Source organism: Pseudomonas danubii (genome assembly GCF_042980055.1).
GTDB lineage: Bacteria > Pseudomonadota > Gammaproteobacteria > Pseudomonadales > Pseudomonadaceae > Aquipseudomonas > Aquipseudomonas danubii.
The window spans coordinates 5,333,769-5,352,178 of the sequence record NZ_CP116502.1; the positions used below are offsets into that span (position 1 = coordinate 5,333,769).

Below are 18,410 nucleotides of genomic sequence, written 5' to 3' on the forward strand. Positions count from 1 at the left end.
GGGCGGTGGCTTGACGCCTTTGATTTGTGGGGAAGCAATATGAAACAGCTCGTACTTTGCGTCCTGGCCATGAGCGCCAGCGGCACACTGCTGGCCCAGGACAACCCGCGCGCGAGCCAGCAGGATCAGGCGCCGGGGTTTATCCAGGGCAGCCACCTGGACCTCAACCTGCGTCACTACTATTCCAACCAGCACACCCAGCGCGACACCTACCTGTCGATCAAGAAGGCCGACGGCATCGAGCGCACCCGGGTGCGGGAAACCTGGGTACAGACCGGCATGCTCAAGTACAGCTCCGGCTACACCCAGGGGCTGGTGGGTTTTGGCGTCGACGCCGGGCTGTTCAGCGCAGTCAATCTTGAGCGTGGTCATGGCCGGGTGGCCAACGGCGGCGACCGAGTGCTGGTGGACAGTGACGGCGATGCCCTGCCCACCTGGAGCCGCCTGGGCATCGGCGATGTGCGCCTGCGCCTGTCCAACACCGAGCTCAAGGCCGGGCGCCTGATGACCGACAACCCGGTGCTGCGCTACAAGGACAACCGCGCCCTGCCCTCAAGCTTTCAGGGCGTGGGCCTGTACAGCAATGAAACCGACTGGTTGTCGGTGCAGGCCGGCAGTTTCGACCGGGCCATCCCGCGCACCGGCACCGGCAGCGAGCACCTGACCACCACCTTCGGCAACCGCGCCTACAGCGGTGAGCGCATCAGCTACCTGGGGGCGACCGTCAAACCCGGCCTTGGCCTGGAAGGCAGCCTCTACGCCTCGCGCTTCGAGAACATGTGGGACCAGTACTACCTGGGCCTGACCCACCGCGCCGGAGACAAAAGTCAGCTGGCGCTGAAGACCGCGTTCAACTACTACCACACCCGGGACCAGGGCCAGCAGCGCCTGGGCTACATCGACAACGACGCCTTGAGCCTGGCGCTGACCGGCAGCCATCAGGCCCACAGCCTGACCCTGGCCTGGCAGCAAGTGTTCGGCAACGAGTACTTCGACTATGTCTGGGAGTCCACCGGCAACTACATGGCCAACTCCCTGTACTCGGACTACAACGGCCCCAATGAAAAATCCTGGCAGCTGCGCTACGACCTGGATTTTGCCGCCTATGGCGTGCCGGGGCTGAGCGCCAGCCTGTGGCACGCCAAGGGCTGGGGCATCGACGGCACGCACTATGATGGTGATCGCGATGGCCGCAACCGCGGCTACAACGTGCGCGGCCTGGACGGCGCCAAGCACAACGAAAACGGCCTGATGCTGGCGTATGTGGTGCAGTCCGGGCGACTCAAGGACGCAGTGCTGCGCACCATCGTCTACAACCATCGCGCCAGCGGCGGGCAGATCGACGGCAGCTACGACGAATTCCGCCTGGTGGGGAATTTCCCGTTCAACCTGTTCTGAAACACGCTGCAGCGCGAGCCCTCGTGGCCGCTGCCGCGGACACGGCGTTCTCAAGGCCGCCAGAGGTCATTGACGGGAGATCGCCAAGCAAGGCCCTGCGGGCCTTTGCGCAGCCTCGCCACAGGCTCGGCAGCGGCTACAACAACCCCTGGCAACCCTGTAGCCGCTGCCGCAGGCTGCGTACGGCTGCGCAGCAGACGCGGCGATTTCAAGGCCGCCAGAGATCATTGACGGGAGATCGCCAAGCAAGGCCCTGCGGGCCTTTGCGCAGCCTCGCCACAGGCTCGGCAGCGGCTACAACAAACCCCTGCGACCCTGTAGCCGCTGCCGCAGGCTGCGTACGGCTGCGCAGCAGACGCGGCGATTTCAAGGCCGCCAGCGGCAGCCGACAGGCGGCCCCCAGGCAACGCGGCCCCTCCTCCAGGCCGTCAATCGACCAGGGCGTAGTGCTGCATCGCCCGGGCAAGCATTTCCTGGCATTTCAGGGTGGCCACCGACAAGGGCCGGTTGCGCACCACGCACAGATCCACGCGGATCCGCTCCAGGTGTTCGTCATCGATCGGCACAGCCACCAAGCCATCCCCCAGGTCCCGGGCCTCGGCATCCACCTGGGGCAGGATCAGCACCGCCGCGCGCTGGCGAGCCAGGCTTTTCTGTACCTCCAGGGAACTGGTGGTAAACACCGGCAGGATATTCACCCCACGCTTCTTCGCCGCACCCTCCAGGGCCTGGCGCACGCCGTAGGCCGAATCGGGAATGGCCAGGGGCTGGCCCTGCAGGTCCTCCAGGCGAATGCTCGGGCACTGGGCAAACGGGTGCTCGGCACTCACCAGTACCCGGTGCCACAGTTGGCAATGGGCGGTCACTTCGACCTCGGCGCGCTCTTGCAGATAGAAGGCCAGGCCCAGATCGGCCTCGCCGCTGCACAGGGCATCCAGGGTGGCGCCGGCACTGGCGATGACAATGTTGAAGGTGACTTTGGGGTGGGCCCGGTTGAACGCCGCCAGTACCGGCGCCAACACGCTGGAAACGATACTTTCCGACACATGGATGCTGACGTTACCCGCTACCTGGCTCTGCCGGCTGGCGATCACGTCGCGCACCTGATCGAAGCCGCGCAAGGTGGAACTGACCTGCTCGGCCAGGCACTCGCCTTCCACCGTCAGGCGGATGCCCCGAGGGCCGCGCTCAATCAGCGCGGTGCCGAAGAAGTGCTCCAACTGCTCGATCTGCCGGCTCACGGCGGTGGGGGTCACGTACAGCCGCTCCGCCGCCTGGCGCAGGGAGGCACAACGGGCCACCTCGTGAAAATAACGCAACGCTCGTAACTGCATGGTCGCTCGCCCCCATCGCTGAACAGATCCCTGAAACACGCAATTACTGCGCCAGAGCACTTGGAATGCCCCGGCGCCCGCCTACAAAATATTGATCTGCGCGCCCGCCATGCCTACCCTGCTAAACAGCCGATTGCGCAATGGCACACGAACCACTTCCGGCGCCCCTGCCGACCTGTTGCCAAGGATTTTCCATGACTACGCTGCCCCACACTGCACCGCTAGCCCTGCTGCTCGCAGCCCTGACGCTGCTGAGCGCCTGCTCCAGTGTCACCCGCAAGATCGACCCTGAACCCACCATCACCTCCGCCGGCATCCTGGCCTTTCGCGATATCTGCCTGAAGTCCGCTCCGTCTTTCGCCGGTGCTGAAACCGCCGCCCGGTCCTATGGCATCGTTGAGCTTACCGACGCCGGTTTCGCCAAGATGGGCATGGACCAGGATCAAACCCTGGGGGTCCAGGTCCAGGCCAACAAGGAATGTGCGATCACCACCCCGAGCCAGAACGACAGCTCGCTGACCCAGCAGTTCTTGAGCAGCGTCGGCAAGTTTTCCAGCACACCGGTGGCGCAGAGCGTGCCGGCGCGGATCACCCTCGAGGGCCAGACGTTCATCATCATGCACGATCGCCGTGGTGGTGAAGCCTATGTGATGCTCAAGGCGCCGTAATAGCCTGAACGGCGCCCAGGACCTGTCGCCCCGCCATCCTCAGCCCCGAGCGGCTGAGGACACTGCGCAAACTTCCCACTTGAGTACAGCCCTCATAGACTGCGCGCGCGCCCTGGCAAGAAGCGTCTTGGATATTTACCAGTCGCTTCTTGCGCCAATCTTTTGCCCGTTTTTCTGAACTAACATGCTTGCGCTGTTTACCAAGCCTTCACTCTCTTGGGGTTATGCCGCGCTCTTCGCGACCCTGCAAAACATCGTTGACCCCATGCAAAAGAGTCATTGGGCCTATGACTTCCACAATAAAAGCAGTGACTGCCGAGTGACCCATTTTACGCAACGAGCCCTAACAGCTCTGACCAGGGTTTCTTCCGAGGACCCCATGAAAAAAAGACGCGTGCTTATCGTCGACGACCATCCCATCATCTGCGCCGCGGTCAGCGAGCTGCTTGAAGAGAACGGCTACAAGCCCATTGGTGAATCCTCCGACGGCTTCGACGCACTGGACAAGATTCACAAGCTGCGCCCGGACTACATGCTGCTGGACATTTCCCTGGACAACCTGGATGGGCTGTCGGTCCTGCAACGCATTGCAGTGGACCAACTGGAGGTCAAGACCCTGGTATTCACCGCCAGCCGCGCCAGTACCTATGGCGTGCGCTGCATGCAAGCCGGGGCCATGGGCTTCATCAACAAGAGCGCCGGACTGAAGGAACTGGTCAAGGGCCTCGATGCCCTGGCCGACGGCTACTTGTACTTTCCCAAGGAAGTGCTGGAGATGTACCGGGGAACCGGCCACGACCCGAGCGATGCGCTGAGCAACCTGACCAACAAGGAGTTGGTGGTCCTGCAGTTGCTTGCCAACGGCCACACCAACCTGGAGATCGCCACCAAGCTCAACCTGAGCAACAAGACCATCAGCGGTCACAAGATCAATGTGCTGAAAAAGCTTGGGGTGCGGACCACCATCGAGCTGGCCACCATCGCCAGGCAATTGAACCTGATATGAGGAGCGCCGGCCCGCTGCGCAGCTAGCCCTGACGAATCAGCCGCAGCGGCGCGTGGCTCGCGTTCAATACCTGGAGCAGCGCCTGACCCCGCATCGGCTTGTGGAACAGATAGCCCTGGGCCGCATCGACCCCCAGGCGCTGTAAATGCGCGCGTTGTTTCTCCGTCTCGACGCCCTCAGCCACCAGTTCCAGATTGAGCGAACGCGCCAGCCCCACCACCGCCTCGATGATCCGGGTTTCCTTGAGCCCCAGGGCGTTGGCGACAAAACCCGAGTCGAGCTTGATCTGGCCGAAGGGAATACCCGCCAGGCGCATGATCGACGAGTGACCGGTACCGAAATCGTCAAGGGACAGGCGCACACCGCCTTTGACCAGAACGCTGATGTTTTCGATGCTCTGCATGTCCAGAACCAGAGCCTGGCGCTCGGTGATTTCCAGGGTGACCTGCTTCTTGGGCACACCCGCCTCCTCGACCTGCAGCAGCATCTGGGCGGCAAACTCGGGATCAGTCAGCTGGCTGGCCTCAATGTTGTAGGAGAACACCAGGGCATCACCCTGGGTGTGGGCCTGCAGTTGCCGCTGCAGCATCAGGCCCTGTTGCAACAGGCAGTCGAACAGCTGTCGATGGCGCTCCGGGCTGTCGACCAGATCGAGGAACGACTGCGGTCCCAGCACGCCCCTGTGCGGATGCTGCCAACGGACCAGGACCTCGGCGCCGGTGATACGCCGGGTCTTCAGGCACACCTGGGGCTGGAAATAGGCAACGATCTGTTGCTGTTCCAGCGCCTGGGCAACATCCAGCTGCGCCCTCCAGTCATTGCTGGCAGGGGCGCGCCGATCGGCCGCCAGCCTGCTGCGCGAGTGATTTTTTACCGTGCGCTTGACGGTCAGCGCCTTGAGCAACAAGCCACTGATCTGCACCGTGTCCAGATCGCTGTAGCTGCCGACGCAATACTTGCCGGAACGCACGCGAAAGTTCGCCAGCCCCCAGCGAATGGGCGCTTCCAGGGCTTCGCACTCGATCATCGAGAAGAAACCGTAGTGTTCGCAGAGCCGGCGCAGGTAATAAATGGCCGTCACGGAATGCAGCGAATCGCAGATCACCAGGTCCAGTTCACCCAGTTCCGGTGGGAATTGGGTCCAGTCATTTTCCTGGCTGACTACCTGCACCCGGGCAAAGCCCGAAGCTGCCAATATTCTGGAAAACCGTCGAACGCGAAAAGCGTTCGAACACAGCAGCAGTACGCTCAGCGTCGACATCAAAGCGGCTCCGGAGAAAAAAGCATCCTATCCAAAACAGCTTCAACTGAACTCAGGACACTTCTTAAATTTAGATTGGATATTTCCGATGGTGACCAGTTACTTGCTAAAAGCGGGCAATCGCAGGGGTTAGCGGTAATTGAATATTAAATCAGCACGGACACTTGCCTTGCCCAATAAGGAGAGAGGGAGCATTGGGCGCTGCTGCGCCAATTTTCAGCGACAGGGACGGCGCATTGCCCAAGGACACATTCGTGCCAGCAGCGCCATTGAGATCGCCGACACTCACCGAACAGGTGCTGGCGGTGATCGAGCCGGTGAAGTTGATTTCGCCGTCTGCCGCCATGGCCTGGGCAGCGATACAGCACAGAGCGACAGTCAGGGCGGACTTGATCAATTGCATTGGTTTTTACCTATCTCGAGTTTGACGTTTGCCTTGTTCCTCAAGGCCGGGAAAGCCTACAAACGTTAGCTTGTAAATGAGATAGGACGACTCTCGGGCGCTACCGAGAAGGCTCTTGATTGCAAACCGCAGGCCCATCAAGACGTTCGGCCTCGAGCCCCCCGAAAGCCTTGGCCCGAGTGGCCTGCAACAACTAAGAAAGAAGCCGCGCCAGTGGCTTTTTTCGGGGCCGAGCCTGTGCTCTTCATACCCGCGTCGCAGGGGCAATCGCGTTGATATTTCCGTGCAACCACTGCCCCCCGACGCCAGCTGTTACTGGCGATGCCAGATCAGGTTGAGACGCCGGACCTTGGCCGCGCCCAGGACAATCTCCAGCGGCGATCCGAGCGCTGGATACTTCGTGGCGCCCCCCAGGCTGTCAGTAACGGCAACCGGGGGCACGTGAATCACTTGGCCAGGGCGGGATCCGGATCCTGCTGCGGCAGGAACAAACGCGCGGTCAGCCAGCAGGTCATGGCGGCGGCCAGGAAGATCAGCAACAGCGTCACTAGCGGCGCCAACACGGGCATCAGCAGCAGCTCCCCTTCTCCTGACTTCGCCAAGCAAGCGCGGATTGCTGATCAGATGAGCAAGCAGCAACACGAAGTTCAGCAGGCCGAGGGCTAACGGATGACATACAAGTCTTCCCGACGGATCTTTTCACTGGCTCTCCGGGCATAACCGGGATCGCTTTGCAGGATCGATGCAAAACGTTCGGTCAGTTCTTGCACATTGGCCTCCAGGCGATCCGGCCTCAAGCTCTGCACATCCTCCAGTTCGCATGCCTCCATGATCAGACTACAGAGCTCGGGCGATAGCCCCTTGTTCTGCAAAATGCTTGCGGTACGCGGCGTGAACAGGATCCACTCGGCCTCCTCCAGGGAGATGGCCTCGGTGCGCAACGACGTCAACAAGCCAATCGCCAGCGTGCACACCAGCCGGGTGGCCTGTTCAGAGCCCAGAGCTTCAACCATCAACGATATTTCCTTCACCGGGTATTACTCCAACCGTTCTTGGTCTTCACGTTGAAGACCTTGCCACTTTCACTCTGGAAATAGTGCACCGAGACACGTGCACCCGCGTTATCGAAACCATCCTTGTACACCTTGCTCCACTTGCCGGGCTCCACCTTGCGCAAGTCAGCCAGCGCCTCCACGTTCTTGACCGCATTGCGGGTGGTTCCTCCGGCGCGCTCCTTGAAGCCCACGGGGTACTCCGGCGCTTTGCGCAGCGAATCATAGACATGCTTGATGCCGCCGTTCTGGCCGGCCCCGCCGCCAACGATACCGCGCTTGATCCCATCCGCCAGCCCCTTGGCGCCACCGCCCGGGGTGAAGAGTTTTGACCTGGGGTCCGCGGCCTCGAGGATGTAGTCGGCAGCCACCACCCCCAGGGTTCCATACTTGTCCCGCTGAGCGTTGGCAATGTAGCGATTGAGCGCGACCTGATTGTTGCCCATGACAAGATACAGATCGGTCAACTGAGCAAACAGGTCGGGCCGGTCCGATTTGCGCAGGTCGCTCATCCATTGCTGATTGGTCCCTTCCTCGGACCTGAGGCGCTCGAATACCGCCTGGCACAGTGTCGGGTTCTGCTGGCAAAGCTGCGGAAACTCCTTGTTCCGGGTCTCATCCAGATTGCGGTAGTAGTCGCGAATGCCATCGCATTCGGTTTTCGTCGTACAAGCACTCAGCTTGCGGTCTTTCTCGAGTATTTCCTCGTGGAACAGATAGTTGTAGGCCGTGGCCATCTGGGCAATCTGCGCCCCTTTGTCCAGGTCCTTGCCCACTGCCGCAGCTGCCACCAGACCGGTCAATTGTGACAGCGCCAACTGCAGGTCCTTGTTGCCGTCGGCCACGCTCGCCAGTTGGTTGATCAGAGCCTCGTTCAAACCGGCTGCCGCGGCGCCGGTCTTGAAATCGCCGCCCGTGGCTTCCGCCAGCAGACCGCCCATCAGGGCATGGGCGACGATCTTCTCGAGACCGCCATTGGGGAAGCGGACGTTGTCGCCGACCCAGTTGAACCCTGTCGCCATGGCCACGTTGCCCGCCTCGCCGAGCAAGGCCGCACCAAAGTTGTCGCCAAAACTGCCGCCCCCGATCGCCGTGGAGATGCCGCTGGAGATCAGCGCCCGGCCCGTGGTGCGGGTCACGGTGTCGGCCGCCGTGCTCCAGCGGAAGATGTCCTTGGACGGGTTGGCATTCTGCAAGGTCGAGGCCGTGCTGCCCTCGGTGCCCGGGACTGCGGTACCCGCTCCGGCGCTGTCCGCACCGCCGAACCAATTGGCATCGGCGTACTCGAAGGCACCGGCGGTGAACCCGGCAATGGCGGCGTTTTTCAGGCTGTCGGCGCTGAAGGTTTCCTTGAGAGCCAAGCCCAGGTTGCCCTTGTTGCTGATGGTGCTGCTGACCCCGGTGGTGGCCAGGCTGCCGGCCACCGCTGCCTGGGGCGCTGCCAGGCCAAGGCCTGCCGGGCCCATGGCCAGGGACATCAGAATCGCGACCACCAGCTTGGCCCCCGCGCCGAGGCCCGAGGAGTCGTATTTGAAGCTTTCGTGGATTTCCTTGACCTGGCGCCAGTCGATATCCCCACGCGCCTGGGCGTCCTTCATCCACGCCAGGCCCGGATCGGCCTGAACCATGGCATCGATGGTCTGGCTGACCGTCTGCTGGTCGACCTGGCGGATATCGATGCGCATGCCATCGGCCGCCTTGATCAGCAGATTGCCCTGGGCCACCAGGGTGCTCTGGCGCAGGGTTTCATCGGTGCGGCCCTTGCCCTTCATCGAGTACCAGGAGAGATCGCTCTTGCTCTTGGTATGGGTCTCGTCATGCAGGTCCTTGACCCCCTCGAAGGTGATCGCGCCGCCACTGTCCAGGGTCAGGTCCTTGGCGCTTTCCAGCTTGGCCACCTGGTACTTCTGGTCGCCGCCGCTCTTGAGGGTCAGGTCGCCGCCAGTGCTGATCTGGCTGCCAACGTGGGTGACCTGGGTCACCTCGTCGTGGCGCGCTTTCTTGCGCCCCCAACTGCCCTTCTTCTTCATGTCGTACAGCGAGTAGTCGCTGTCCTGGGCGGCCAGCAGTTCCAGGTCGTCACCGGCCACCAGGTAGGCTTCGTTGCCGGCGCTGATGCGACTGGAGATCAGGCTCAGGTCCTTGCCCGCACTGAGCACCACATCGGCCCCGGCAGTGAGAGAAGTGCCGACCTGACGCTCATGATCTTCCTGGCGGGTGACCTTCTTGGTCTTGGAGTAGCTGTGCTGCTCATCCGCGGCCGAGGCCAGGGTCATGTCCCCCACAGCATCCATGGCGATGGTCCGCTTGGCCTCGATCTGGCTGGCGACTGCCGTCAGGTCGCGTCCGGCGCTGACTGCGATGTCACGCCCGGCACTGACGCTGGAACCATGCTGAGTGACGCTTTCGTTCAGGTAACGATCGCGGGTGATTTTGTCGTGCTCCCGGGCCGACGTCAGGTTGACGTCGCGCCCCGCCACCAGGGCGATGTCGGCACCACTGCTGAGCACCCCGCCGACGTTATTGATATCGCGGCCTGCCTGCACACTCAGGTTATTGCCGGCCTCGATCCGCGCCGCGTTGTTGGCGTAGTCCAGGCGCTGGGTGGTGCTCCCAGGGTTGCTCTGGAACGTGCTGATGCTGCGCTCGTTGATCACGTCCCCGCCCAGGGCGCGGACCGTCACATCGCGCCCGGCAATGATGCCGCCCGCGCGGTTGACCAGATTGTCCCCGGCCAGCAGGTTGAGGCGCTCGCCGGCCTCGATCAGGCCACCATTGACCAGGTTGTTGCCGGTGGTCGCACTCAGGTTCTCACTGGCACGCAAAGTCCCGGAGTTGACCAGGTCCTTGCCGGCAATCAGGGTCACGTCCCGGCCCTGGACCAGCGCGCCGTTGGCCGCCAGGCGGTTGTTGGCGTTGGCCAGGTACAGCACCGGCACCAGCACCTTCTCGCCGTTCACCTCCTGCTCTTCGAGCCAGACGATGTCGTGGGTCAGGGCCGCCACTTGCTGGGAGGTCAGGGTCACGCCCACCGCCAGGTTGAGCGAGTCCTTGCTGGCGATGGCGTTGTTCATCAGGTACTTGAACATGCCTTCGTCGCTGTTCTGGCCATCGAGGAACCGCTGGCCGGTGCGCGCCGTCACTGCCTGCTGGATCAGCCGCTGCTCATAGAAGCCGTCACCCAGGCGCTTGGCACTCTGGTCCGGGTCATACCCGAGGTTCGACAGCAGATAATCGGAGCTCATGAACTGCTTGAGGTCGGTGAGCAGCGGGTTGGTTTCGATCAGGTATTTGTGGGGATTGCTGCGCACGCTGCTGTCCGGCAGGCCCTGGACCCGGCTGACGCTCTGGTTGCCGGTGCCGCCCACGGGCAGCACGCCCAGCGGCGAGTCCGCCGCCGTCGCGCTGACCTGGACCGCTGCGGTGCGGCCATCGACGCCGGTGGCCTGGTGATCCTGCAGATTCAGCTCACGGGCGCCCAGGGCCACCTGCGGCAGCGGTTGACTGCTCAGGTCCCGAGGGCGGATCGGCTCCGGCCCGGCCTGACGCGAGGTCAGTTCCAGGCTGGCACCGCCCATGTTCCAGCTTTGCGCCGGGCCCGCAGGCTGCGCGGTGCCCCCCTGGCCACTCAAGCGAAACAGCCCGTTCTGCCCCGAAGGCAGGCTGAAGTTCGGCAGGCTCAGGGGATTGACCTGCTGCTGCGCCAGGTCCGGCGGCAGCTGGGAGTTGAGCACCACCATCAGCGGCTTGCTCGCCGCCCCCACGCCGGTGTCCCGGGCGCGATCGCCCACGGCAATGGCGCTCTTGATCACGCTGATGTTGCTGATGTCGTTGGCCGCCGTGAGCCGGGCCTTGCCGCCGGCCTGGATGATGGCCGGCGCGGAGGATGAACTCAGGGTCGAGGTCTCTACCGGCCGGTCGATGCCATAGAAGATCCCCGGGTTGAACTTGGCCACTAGGGCCGCGAAATCCTGCTGGTTGAAGGCACTGCCCTGGGGGTGCGCCCGATCATAGGCCTGCACGTCACGGGCCAGCTGGAAGAACAGCCCGCGCTTGATCTTGACCCCAGCACCGACTTCATAGCCGGAAGAACCGGACGCCACCAAGGAGGCCTGGTTGGTGATAGCGCCGCTGGTGATGGTCAGGTCATTACCTGCCGAGACGGTGCTGTAGCGGTTGAGGAAACTGCTGCTGTTGACCGTCAGGTTGCCCCCCGCATTCAGGGTCGACTGCGGCGAGTCGCTGCTCACCACGCCTTCCACCGTCCGGTAGATAAACACCGGCCCCCGGACCCAACTGGCGCCGCCGCCACAGTGCTGGGCGCAGCGGATGGTCATGCGGCCATCGGTGATCTGCTGGCTGGCCTCGTATTTTTCACGATCGTTGACCAGATCCAGGGCAGCAATATTGATATCGCCACCGCTCTGGATGTTGCCGGAGATGTTCTTCAGGCTTTGGGCCGAGGTGCCGGCCGCCATGCCGGCCACGGTCAGGCCGCCCAGGCTGTAGAACTCGCCATAGCTGTTGGTCAGGGTGTTGACGTTGAGGCTGGCGTTCTGGCCGCTGAAGACAAATCCATGGTCGTTGACCAGGGTCGGGGTGGTCAGGCTCAGGCCCTGGGCGCCGCCCAGGGTGCCGGTGTTGAGCACGCCGCCGGCATTTACCGTGAGTGTGGCGTTGGAAGTCAGGCGCCCGGCGTTGTTCAGTTGCCCGCCGATGTTGACCCGGGTATCAGCGCCGCCGGCGATGCTGCCGGTACTGCCCAGGTTCACCTGGGCAGCAGCGAAGGTCATGTCGCCCAGGCTGGACACCCGGCCATTGCCGGAATAGGTGCCGCCGATCTGCAGGTCCAGGCTGCCATCGCTGGCCAGCAACCCGTCGTTGCTCCAGTTGCCGCCCCGGGCCTGCAAGTGCTGGCTGGCCAACAGTTGGCCGCTGGCGGTCTGGGCGAATTGGTTGACGTTGAGGTTCAGGCGTCCGGCCTGGATCACGCTGCTGTTGGTCCAGCTGTCGGCAGTGAGGGTCAGGCCGCCACGGGTGATCAGGCTGCCGCCGGCATTGATCACATTGCCGGTGGCGATATCGAAGTTACCTTCGCCCAGGTGCAGCAGGCTGCCGCCCTGATTGAGGAAGTCCGACGCCGCCAGGGTCAGGTCGGTGTTGGCGGTTTCCAGGAGGCCGTTGCGGTTGTCGAACTGGCCACCGATCTGCAGTTCGGTCTTGCCCCCGGTCGCCAGGGCCCGCAGCTTGCCGCCCTGGTTGTCGAGGCTGGCGCCTCGCAGGGCCAGGCTCTCGCGGCTTTCAATCAGGCCGCCACGGTTGTTCACTGGCCCCTTGAAGTCCAGGTCGATGTGCTGGCCGTTGATCTGCCCCACACCGTTGTTCAACGAGTGGCCGCTGGCCTTGACTCGCCCGCTGGCGTACAGCCCGCCGTTGCTGTTATCCACCCCCGCGCCACCGGTATCGAGCAGCAGGTCGCCGCCCTTGGCCGCCATGCGCCCGCCACCGTTATCGATCCCGGCCAGGGCCTGCAGGTCCAGGCTCCGGGCCTCGACCTGGCCGCCATGGTTGTTCAGTTGCCCCCTGACACGTGCCTCAAACAGCCCCTTGAGGCTCGACAGCACCCCGCCGCGGCTGTCCAGGTTGGCGCCCTGGATACGCAGGTCGCCGTCTTCGGCGATCAGCTTGCCACCCTGGTTGTCGATGTCCCCGGTCATGGTCAAGCTCTGGGCCTTGGCGCTCTGGATCGCTCCCTGGGCATTGTTCAGGCTGCCGGCATTGAGACTCAAACCGGCATCGCGGCTATAGATCAGGCCATCACCCTGGTTGCTCAATTGGCCAGTGGTGGTGACTTGCAGCGCACCGTTGGCGGCCAGGGTGCCGCGATTGCTGTTGTCCAGGCTGGCGCTGAACAGGGTCATCAGGTTCTGGCTGATCAGTTGCCCGCCCTGATTGTCGATCCGGCTCGAACGCTTGAGCAGCAGCGGACCACTGGCGGCCAACTGGCCCTGGGCATTGACCAGGGCGCCCAGCAGGTCGAGGGTCACCGCGCCTTCGCTGCGCAGGTTGCCACCCTGGTTGTTCAGGCTGTTGCCGGTGAAGCTCAGGGCACCCGCGGCGCTGAGGCGGCCGCCCTGGTTGTCCAGGTCGCCGGCGGCGATGTCGAGGCTGGCGCTGCTTTCAATCAGCCCGCCCCGGGCGTTGTTCAAACCGCCACTGCCAAGGATCAGTTGCTGCTCGCCCTTGCTGGTGACGATGCCCTTGTCGCTGTTGTCCAGGCTGGCGGCCGTGAGGGTCAGCCGACCCTGGCTGGCCAGCCCGCCTTGCGCACTGTTGAGCAAGGCGCCGCTGAGGTCGATATTCAGCTCCCCCAGCAGGCTCGACAGGGTGCCTTGCTGGCGGTTGTCCAGGCTGCCACCGCTGAGGTTGAGCCCCTGCCAGCCGGAGACCAGGCCCTGCTGGTTGGTCAACTGCGCAGCCTCGACCCCTAGCTGCTGCTGGCTGATCAGCGTGCCGGCGCTGTTGTCCAGATTGCGCCCGGCCAGGTTGAAGCCCTGGGCGCTGGAGATTTCACCTTCGCGGTTCTGCAGGTCCCGCAGGTGGGCGATGCTCAGCACGCCCTGGGTGTTGATCAGGCCCTGGCGGTTGTCCAGGTCCGAGGTCTGTGGTCCGAGGTCGATGCTCAATCCCGTGCCACCCAACAGCTTGCCGCCCTGATTGCCCAGGCCCTTGGCGCTGAGTTGCAAGTGCCCGGCGGACTGGATCAGCCCTTGGTTGTGCAGCGGACCGGCGACCCTCAGGCCCAGGTCGTGGTCGCTGAGTAGCGAGCCGCTGTTGTCCAGGCTGCCGGCATCGATCTGCAGGGCGGCAGCGGCAATCTTGCCCTTGAGCGCGGTCAGCGCGCCGTCGATACGCAGGGTCAGCGCCTGATGGCTGAGCAGTTGCCCGGCGCTGTTGTCCAGGCTTTGCGCCGCCAGCTCGAAGGCCTGCTCGCTGGAGATTTCACCCTGGCGGTTGTTCACCGTGCCCAGGTTGCTCAGCACCAGTGGACCGGGGGCGTTGATGAAGCCGCCCTGGTTGTTCAGCGTGCCGTGATTGAGGTCCAGGCTCAGGGCGGTCTTGCTGAACAGCTTGCCGCCTTGCTGCTGCAGGCCACTGACCGAGGCCTGCAAGGCCTTGGCGCTGCCGATGCTGCCCTGGTCGTTGTTGACCTGGGTCGCGGTCAGGTTCAGTGCATCACCGCTGTTGAGGTTGCCGCCCTGGCTGTTGTCCAGTTCGCCAGTGTCCAGTGCCAGCTTGGCCTTGCTGCTGATAACGCCCTGTTGCTGGTTGTCCAGGCGCGCGCTGGACAGGGTCAGCGCGGCGTCGCTCAGCAGCTTGCCGCCGCGGTTGTCCAGGGCCTCCCGGGCGCTGATCTGCAGGGCGCCCGCGCTGGACAGACTGCCCTGGCGATTGCCGAGGTTGCGCACCTGGATGCCCAGGCCGCCTTCGCTGCTGATGCGGCCTTGATGGTTGTCGAGGTCGCCGGCAAGCGCCAGGTCCAGGCGCTGCAGCCCCACCAGATCCCCGCCCTGGTTGTCCAGGCTCGTGCCGTTGAGGCTCAGGCCCTGGTCCGCGCTAATCAGCCCCAGGCTCTGGTTGATGACCTGGGCCACGGTCAGCGTCAGGTCGCCGCTGGCCAGTACCCGCCCGGCAGCACTGTTGTCCAGGCGCTCGCCGACCAGGCCGATCTGCTGGCTGGACAGCTCACCGCCACGGTTGTCCAGTTGCCCGATGTTCAGGTCAAGCTGCCGGGTCGCCCCCAGCAGGCCGTCCTGGCGGTTATCCAGGGTGCCGGCCTTGAGAGTCAGTTGGGTGTCGGCCAGGATCACTCCGCCCTGGTTGTCGGCCGCCTCGGTGACCTGCAACTGCAGGTCGCCACGGCTGTGCAGCTCACCCTCGCGGTTGTCCAGGCGGGTGCTGCGGCTGTCCAGCGCCGCTGCCGCCATCAGGCCCTTGACGTTGACCAGGGCCTGTTCGATGCGCAGGGTCAGCGCCTGGTTGCTCAGGACCTTGCCGCCACTGTTGTCCAGTTGCCGCGCGTTCAGGTTGAAGGCCTTGGCCCCGGATATCTCGCCACCGCGGTTGTCCACCTGATCGAGGTTGCGCAACAGCAGTTGCCCGGGGGTGTGAAGATTGCCGCCCTGGTTGTTCAACTGTCCGTGGTTGAGGTCCAGGGTCAGGTCGGCGTTGCTGAACAGCTCGCCGCCCTGCTGATCCAGACCGCTGACACTGGCGCTCAGTGCCTGATCGCTGCCGATCCGACCCTGGTGGTTCGTCAGTTGTGCGGTGATCAGGCGCAACTGCCCGGCGCTGGTGAAGCTGCCGCCCTGGCTGTTGTCGAAGTCCCCGGTGCTCAGGCGCGCGTCGGCCTTGGCGCTGATCACACCCTTGGCGCTGTTGTTCAGGCTGGTGCTGTCCAGGGCCAGGCCTTGCTCGGCGACGATGGCGCCAGCCTGGTTGAGCAGCGCCCCGCTGCTGTCGATGCTCAGGGCCTGGGCGCCGGTCAGGCGGCCGCCCCGGTTGTCCAGGCTGCCCACCTTGAGGGTCAGCAGGTCTTCGCCGCTGATCAGGCCACGCTGGTTGTCCAGGGCTGCGCTCAGGGTCAGCAGCAAGGGCTGCTGACTCACCAGCTGGCCGCCGCTGTTGTCCAGGCTACTGCCGCTGAGATTCAGCCCCTGCTTGCTGAACAGCAGCCCCTGGTTCTGGTTGATCACCCGGGCCACCTTGAGCAGCAGGCGATCATCGGCCAGGACCTTGCCGCCGTCGCTGTTGTTCAGCCCCTGGCCGTTGATCTGCAGCTCGCCCCGGCCCGACAGCGCACCGCCACGGTTGTCCACCTCAGCGACGTCCAGGGTCAGGGACTTGAGGGACGCCACCAGGCCTTTGTCGCGGTTGTCCAGGTGCTGGCCTGTAAGGTGCAGGTCACCTTCGGCCACCAGTTCGCCGCCCTGCTGGCGCAGGCTGTCGACCTGGGCCTGCAGGTCGCTCTTGCTGGCGATCCGGCCGCCGTTGTTGAGCACTTCCCGGGTCTTGAGCGCAAGGCCGGAGGTGGCACTGAGCAGGCCGCCGCTGTTGTCCAGCCGGCGACCTTCTACCGTCACCGCGGCCTGGCTTTCCAGGCGGCCCTTGTCCCGGTTGTCCAGCTCGCGGCTCAGCAGGTTCAGGGCCTGGTCCGCCCGCATCACCCCGCCGCGGTTGTCCGCCGTCTCGCCACTGACCTGCAAGGTGTCGCCGGCGGAAATCCTGCCCTTGCGGTTATCCAGATGCCCGGCCTGTACCTCAACGACTCCGGTGGCCTGGATCAGTCCCTTGTCCTGATTGTCGAGACGCCCGGCGACCTCGGCACTGAGGCGCCCCTCGCTGCGCAGATTGCCGGCCTTGCTGTTGTCAAGGGCCGCGGCACGTACCTTCAGCAGGTGCTCCGCCCCCAGGGCCCCGCCCTGGTTGCTGATCTTCCCGCTGGCGCTGATGTCCAGGGTGTTGCCCGCCATCACCAGCCCGGCGACGTTGTCCAGCGAGGTCACTTGCAGGGTGAGTTGGGTCAGGCTGCTCAGCTCACCCTGGTCATTGCCCAGGTGGCCGACATGGGCCTTGAGCTCGCCATCACTGGTGATCAAGGCGTTGTGATTCAGCAGTTGCCCGGCTTGCAGCACCAACGCATCGCTACTGAGCACCCGGCCCTGATTCTGGTTGTCCAGGGTGCCGGCACCGAGCGTCACCTGACGTTGCCCGCTCAAGGTACCGCCCCGATTGTCCAGGGTCTGGGCGGTAGTGATCGTCAGATCGCGGCTGGCGACGATGCTCTTGCCGCGGTTGTCCAGATTCTGGGCAGTAAGGGTGATGTCCGCGTCGGGGTTGCGGCTGTTGTCGGCATTGACCCCGGCCTCGATGATGCCCTGGTTGGTCAACTGGCCACCGCTGTCGAGGCTGATGCGGTCCCGGGCGGCGAGGGTTTTCTGGCTGCTCAGGTCGCCCCGGGTCTGCACCTTGAGCTCGCTGCCGGCGTAGACCGCGCCCTGGGCATCGAGGCTGCCGGCCTTGATCGCCACTGCGCCCTTTTCGGCGGTGGCGTCAGCCATGCGCAACTGGCCGTCGGCATCCAGCTGAATATCGCCGCCACTGGCGATCAATTTGCCGTCGAGTTTGACCCCGACCCCAGCCTCGGTGCCCACCAGCTTGATGGCCCCGGCGTACATGCCGCCCAGGGCTGATGAGTCGATGGCCAGTTGCGGTGCGCCCGCCGGGTTGGCGGTCCGCGCCGTGGCGTTCAAGGTCTTGGCGTCAACGTCGTTGGCCCCGGCGATCACCGCCAGGTGCTGGGCCTGGATCTCGGCGTTGATTTTCGCGCTGCGGGTGATGATTTCGAACTGGTCGATGTTGCTCGCGTTGAGCCCCGCGCCTTCAATGGCGACGCTGCCTTGATCCACCTGGTAACGCTGGATCTGGCCGTTCTCGATCACCGGTTTGCCGGTGGTCAGGGTGGCTTTCGGGGTGTTGATGAAGCCGCAGCCGTTGCAGCTCACCCCGTAAGGGTTGGCAACGATGACATGGGCCGATTGCCCGGCCACTTCGGTGTAGCCCTTGAGCTGGCTGGGGCTGCCGCCGTTGACCTCGTTGAGGATCACATTGGCCGCGCGGCCACCCAAATTGGCGTTGCCGAGGATGATCCCCCCCAATTGGGTGGACTGGGTACGGTTGGTGGCGTTGTTGAGGATCACGCCCTGCTGGCCGACGTTGTAATCGCTGAACGTGTTATGGGACAGACCGCTGCCATTGGGCGCGGCAATGTTGACGATGGGCACGCCATTGCCGGCCTGACCCAGTGTGGTGCCGCTGCCGTTGACCACGATGCCGTCGGCCATCACCACCAGCGGCTGCCAGAACATCATGTTGGCGAGAATGAACGCCAGGCTGCGCTTGGAAAAGCCGCAGAAAGAGTCACGCGATTGCAGGGCAGCCGAAGGCTGGCGGGCCATAAAGGCGAGTTGGCGAACGTCCATGTCAGTCTCTCAACAATGCAGGAGCAAAAAACCCCAAAGGCCTTCATCCCGAAGGCCCACGGCGAGCGATAATTGATTTCGCGAGGCAAGATCGAACTGGTAATCCATCGATCCGCAGCAGAGAAAAGCGGGTCAAAAGAAACAGAACATCAGCAAAAGTGATATCAATTTGATGGCAAAATACTAAATAGCCACTATTCTGGCGTCAATCTTTCATTCACCCCGCTACCGCCTCGCCCCCCTTTC

9 protein-coding genes are annotated in these 18,410 nt (G+C 63.9%); 3 read left to right on the plus strand and 6 right to left on the minus strand.

The genetic code is table 11. The annotated features are described in order from the left end of the window. Positions 1 to 39: 39 nt before the first annotated feature. Complete coding sequence (locus PFZ56_RS24015; RefSeq protein WP_170003525.1) at positions 40 to 1,398, plus strand: OprD family outer membrane porin; 1,359 nt, start codon at positions 40 to 42, stop codon at positions 1,396 to 1,398. A gap of 428 nt (positions 1,399 to 1,826) precedes the next feature. On the opposite strand, the gene PFZ56_RS24020 is transcribed toward PFZ56_RS24015, so the two are convergent. After that, positions 1,827 to 2,732: a LysR family transcriptional regulator gene (locus tag PFZ56_RS24020; protein ID WP_102881566.1), complete on the minus strand. Its 906-nt coding sequence runs from the start codon at positions 2,730 to 2,732 to the stop codon at positions 1,827 to 1,829. 194 nt (positions 2,733 to 2,926) lie between these two features. Here PFZ56_RS24020 and PFZ56_RS24025 point away from each other — a divergent pair, with 194 nt between their 5' ends. Together PFZ56_RS24025 and PFZ56_RS24030 are read left to right on the plus strand one after the other, a co-directional pair. Then, positions 2,927 to 3,400 carry a hypothetical protein gene (locus tag PFZ56_RS24025; RefSeq protein WP_102881567.1) on the plus strand — a complete coding sequence of 158 codons (474 nt, stop codon included), beginning with the start codon at positions 2,927 to 2,929 and terminating at the stop codon, positions 3,398 to 3,400. Positions 3,401 to 3,779: 379 nt separating this feature from the next. Further along, positions 3,780 to 4,406, plus strand: coding sequence for a response regulator transcription factor (locus PFZ56_RS24030; protein WP_102881568.1), 627 nt, complete (start codon positions 3,780 to 3,782; stop codon positions 4,404 to 4,406). A 22-nt stretch (positions 4,407 to 4,428) separates the two neighbouring features. On the opposite strand, the gene PFZ56_RS24035 is transcribed toward PFZ56_RS24030, so the two are convergent. The 5 genes from PFZ56_RS24035 to PFZ56_RS24055 form a co-directional block, all read right to left on the minus strand. Further along, positions 4,429 to 5,667, minus strand: a complete 1,239-nt coding sequence (locus PFZ56_RS24035) for an EAL domain-containing protein (RefSeq protein WP_170003527.1) — start codon at positions 5,665 to 5,667, stop codon at positions 4,429 to 4,431. Between the two features lie 151 nt (positions 5,668 to 5,818). Then, positions 5,819 to 6,070: a fimbrial protein gene (locus PFZ56_RS24040; RefSeq protein WP_178128474.1), complete on the minus strand. Its 252-nt coding sequence runs from the start codon at positions 6,068 to 6,070 to the stop codon at positions 5,819 to 5,821. A gap of 446 nt (positions 6,071 to 6,516) precedes the next feature. Next, a complete protein-coding gene (locus PFZ56_RS24045) occupies positions 6,517 to 6,639 on the minus strand; it encodes a hypothetical protein (protein ID WP_258379770.1) in 123 nt (40 codons plus the stop codon). A gap of 93 nt (positions 6,640 to 6,732) precedes the next feature. After that, a complete protein-coding gene (locus PFZ56_RS24050) occupies positions 6,733 to 7,083 on the minus strand; it encodes a DUF3969 family protein (protein WP_170003529.1) in 351 nt (116 codons plus the stop codon). 14 nt (positions 7,084 to 7,097) lie between these two features. After that, positions 7,098 to 18,164 carry a DUF637 domain-containing protein gene (locus tag PFZ56_RS24055; RefSeq protein ID WP_394304481.1) on the minus strand — a complete coding sequence of 3,689 codons (11,067 nt, stop codon included), beginning with the start codon at positions 18,162 to 18,164 and terminating at the stop codon, positions 7,098 to 7,100. Positions 18,165 to 18,410 lie beyond the last annotated feature (246 nt).

Bases quoted from the DNA above. Each gene is read 5' to 3' on its own strand.
- PFZ56_RS24015 (WP_170003525.1), top strand. From the start codon at position 40: ATGAAACAGCTCGTACTTTGCGTCCTGGCCATGAGCGCCAGCGGCACA.
- PFZ56_RS24020 (WP_102881566.1), bottom strand. From the start codon at position 2,732: ATGCAGTTACGAGCGTTGCGTTATTTTCACGAGGTGGCCCGTTGTGCC.
- PFZ56_RS24025 (WP_102881567.1), top strand. From the start codon at position 2,927: ATGACTACGCTGCCCCACACTGCACCGCTAGCCCTGCTGCTCGCAGCC.
- PFZ56_RS24030 (WP_102881568.1), top strand. From the start codon at position 3,780: ATGAAAAAAAGACGCGTGCTTATCGTCGACGACCATCCCATCATCTGC.
- PFZ56_RS24035 (WP_170003527.1), bottom strand. From the start codon at position 5,667: ATGTCGACGCTGAGCGTACTGCTGCTGTGTTCGAACGCTTTTCGCGTT.
- PFZ56_RS24040 (WP_178128474.1), bottom strand. From the start codon at position 6,070: ATGCAATTGATCAAGTCCGCCCTGACTGTCGCTCTGTGCTGTATCGCT.
- PFZ56_RS24045 (WP_258379770.1), bottom strand. From the start codon at position 6,639: ATGCCCGTGTTGGCGCCGCTAGTGACGCTGTTGCTGATCTTCCTGGCC.
- PFZ56_RS24050 (WP_170003529.1), bottom strand. From the start codon at position 7,083: ATGGTTGAAGCTCTGGGCTCTGAACAGGCCACCCGGCTGGTGTGCACG.
- PFZ56_RS24055 (WP_394304481.1), bottom strand. From the start codon at position 18,164: ATGGACGTTCGCCAACTCGCCTTTATGGCCCGCCAGCCTTCGGCTGCC.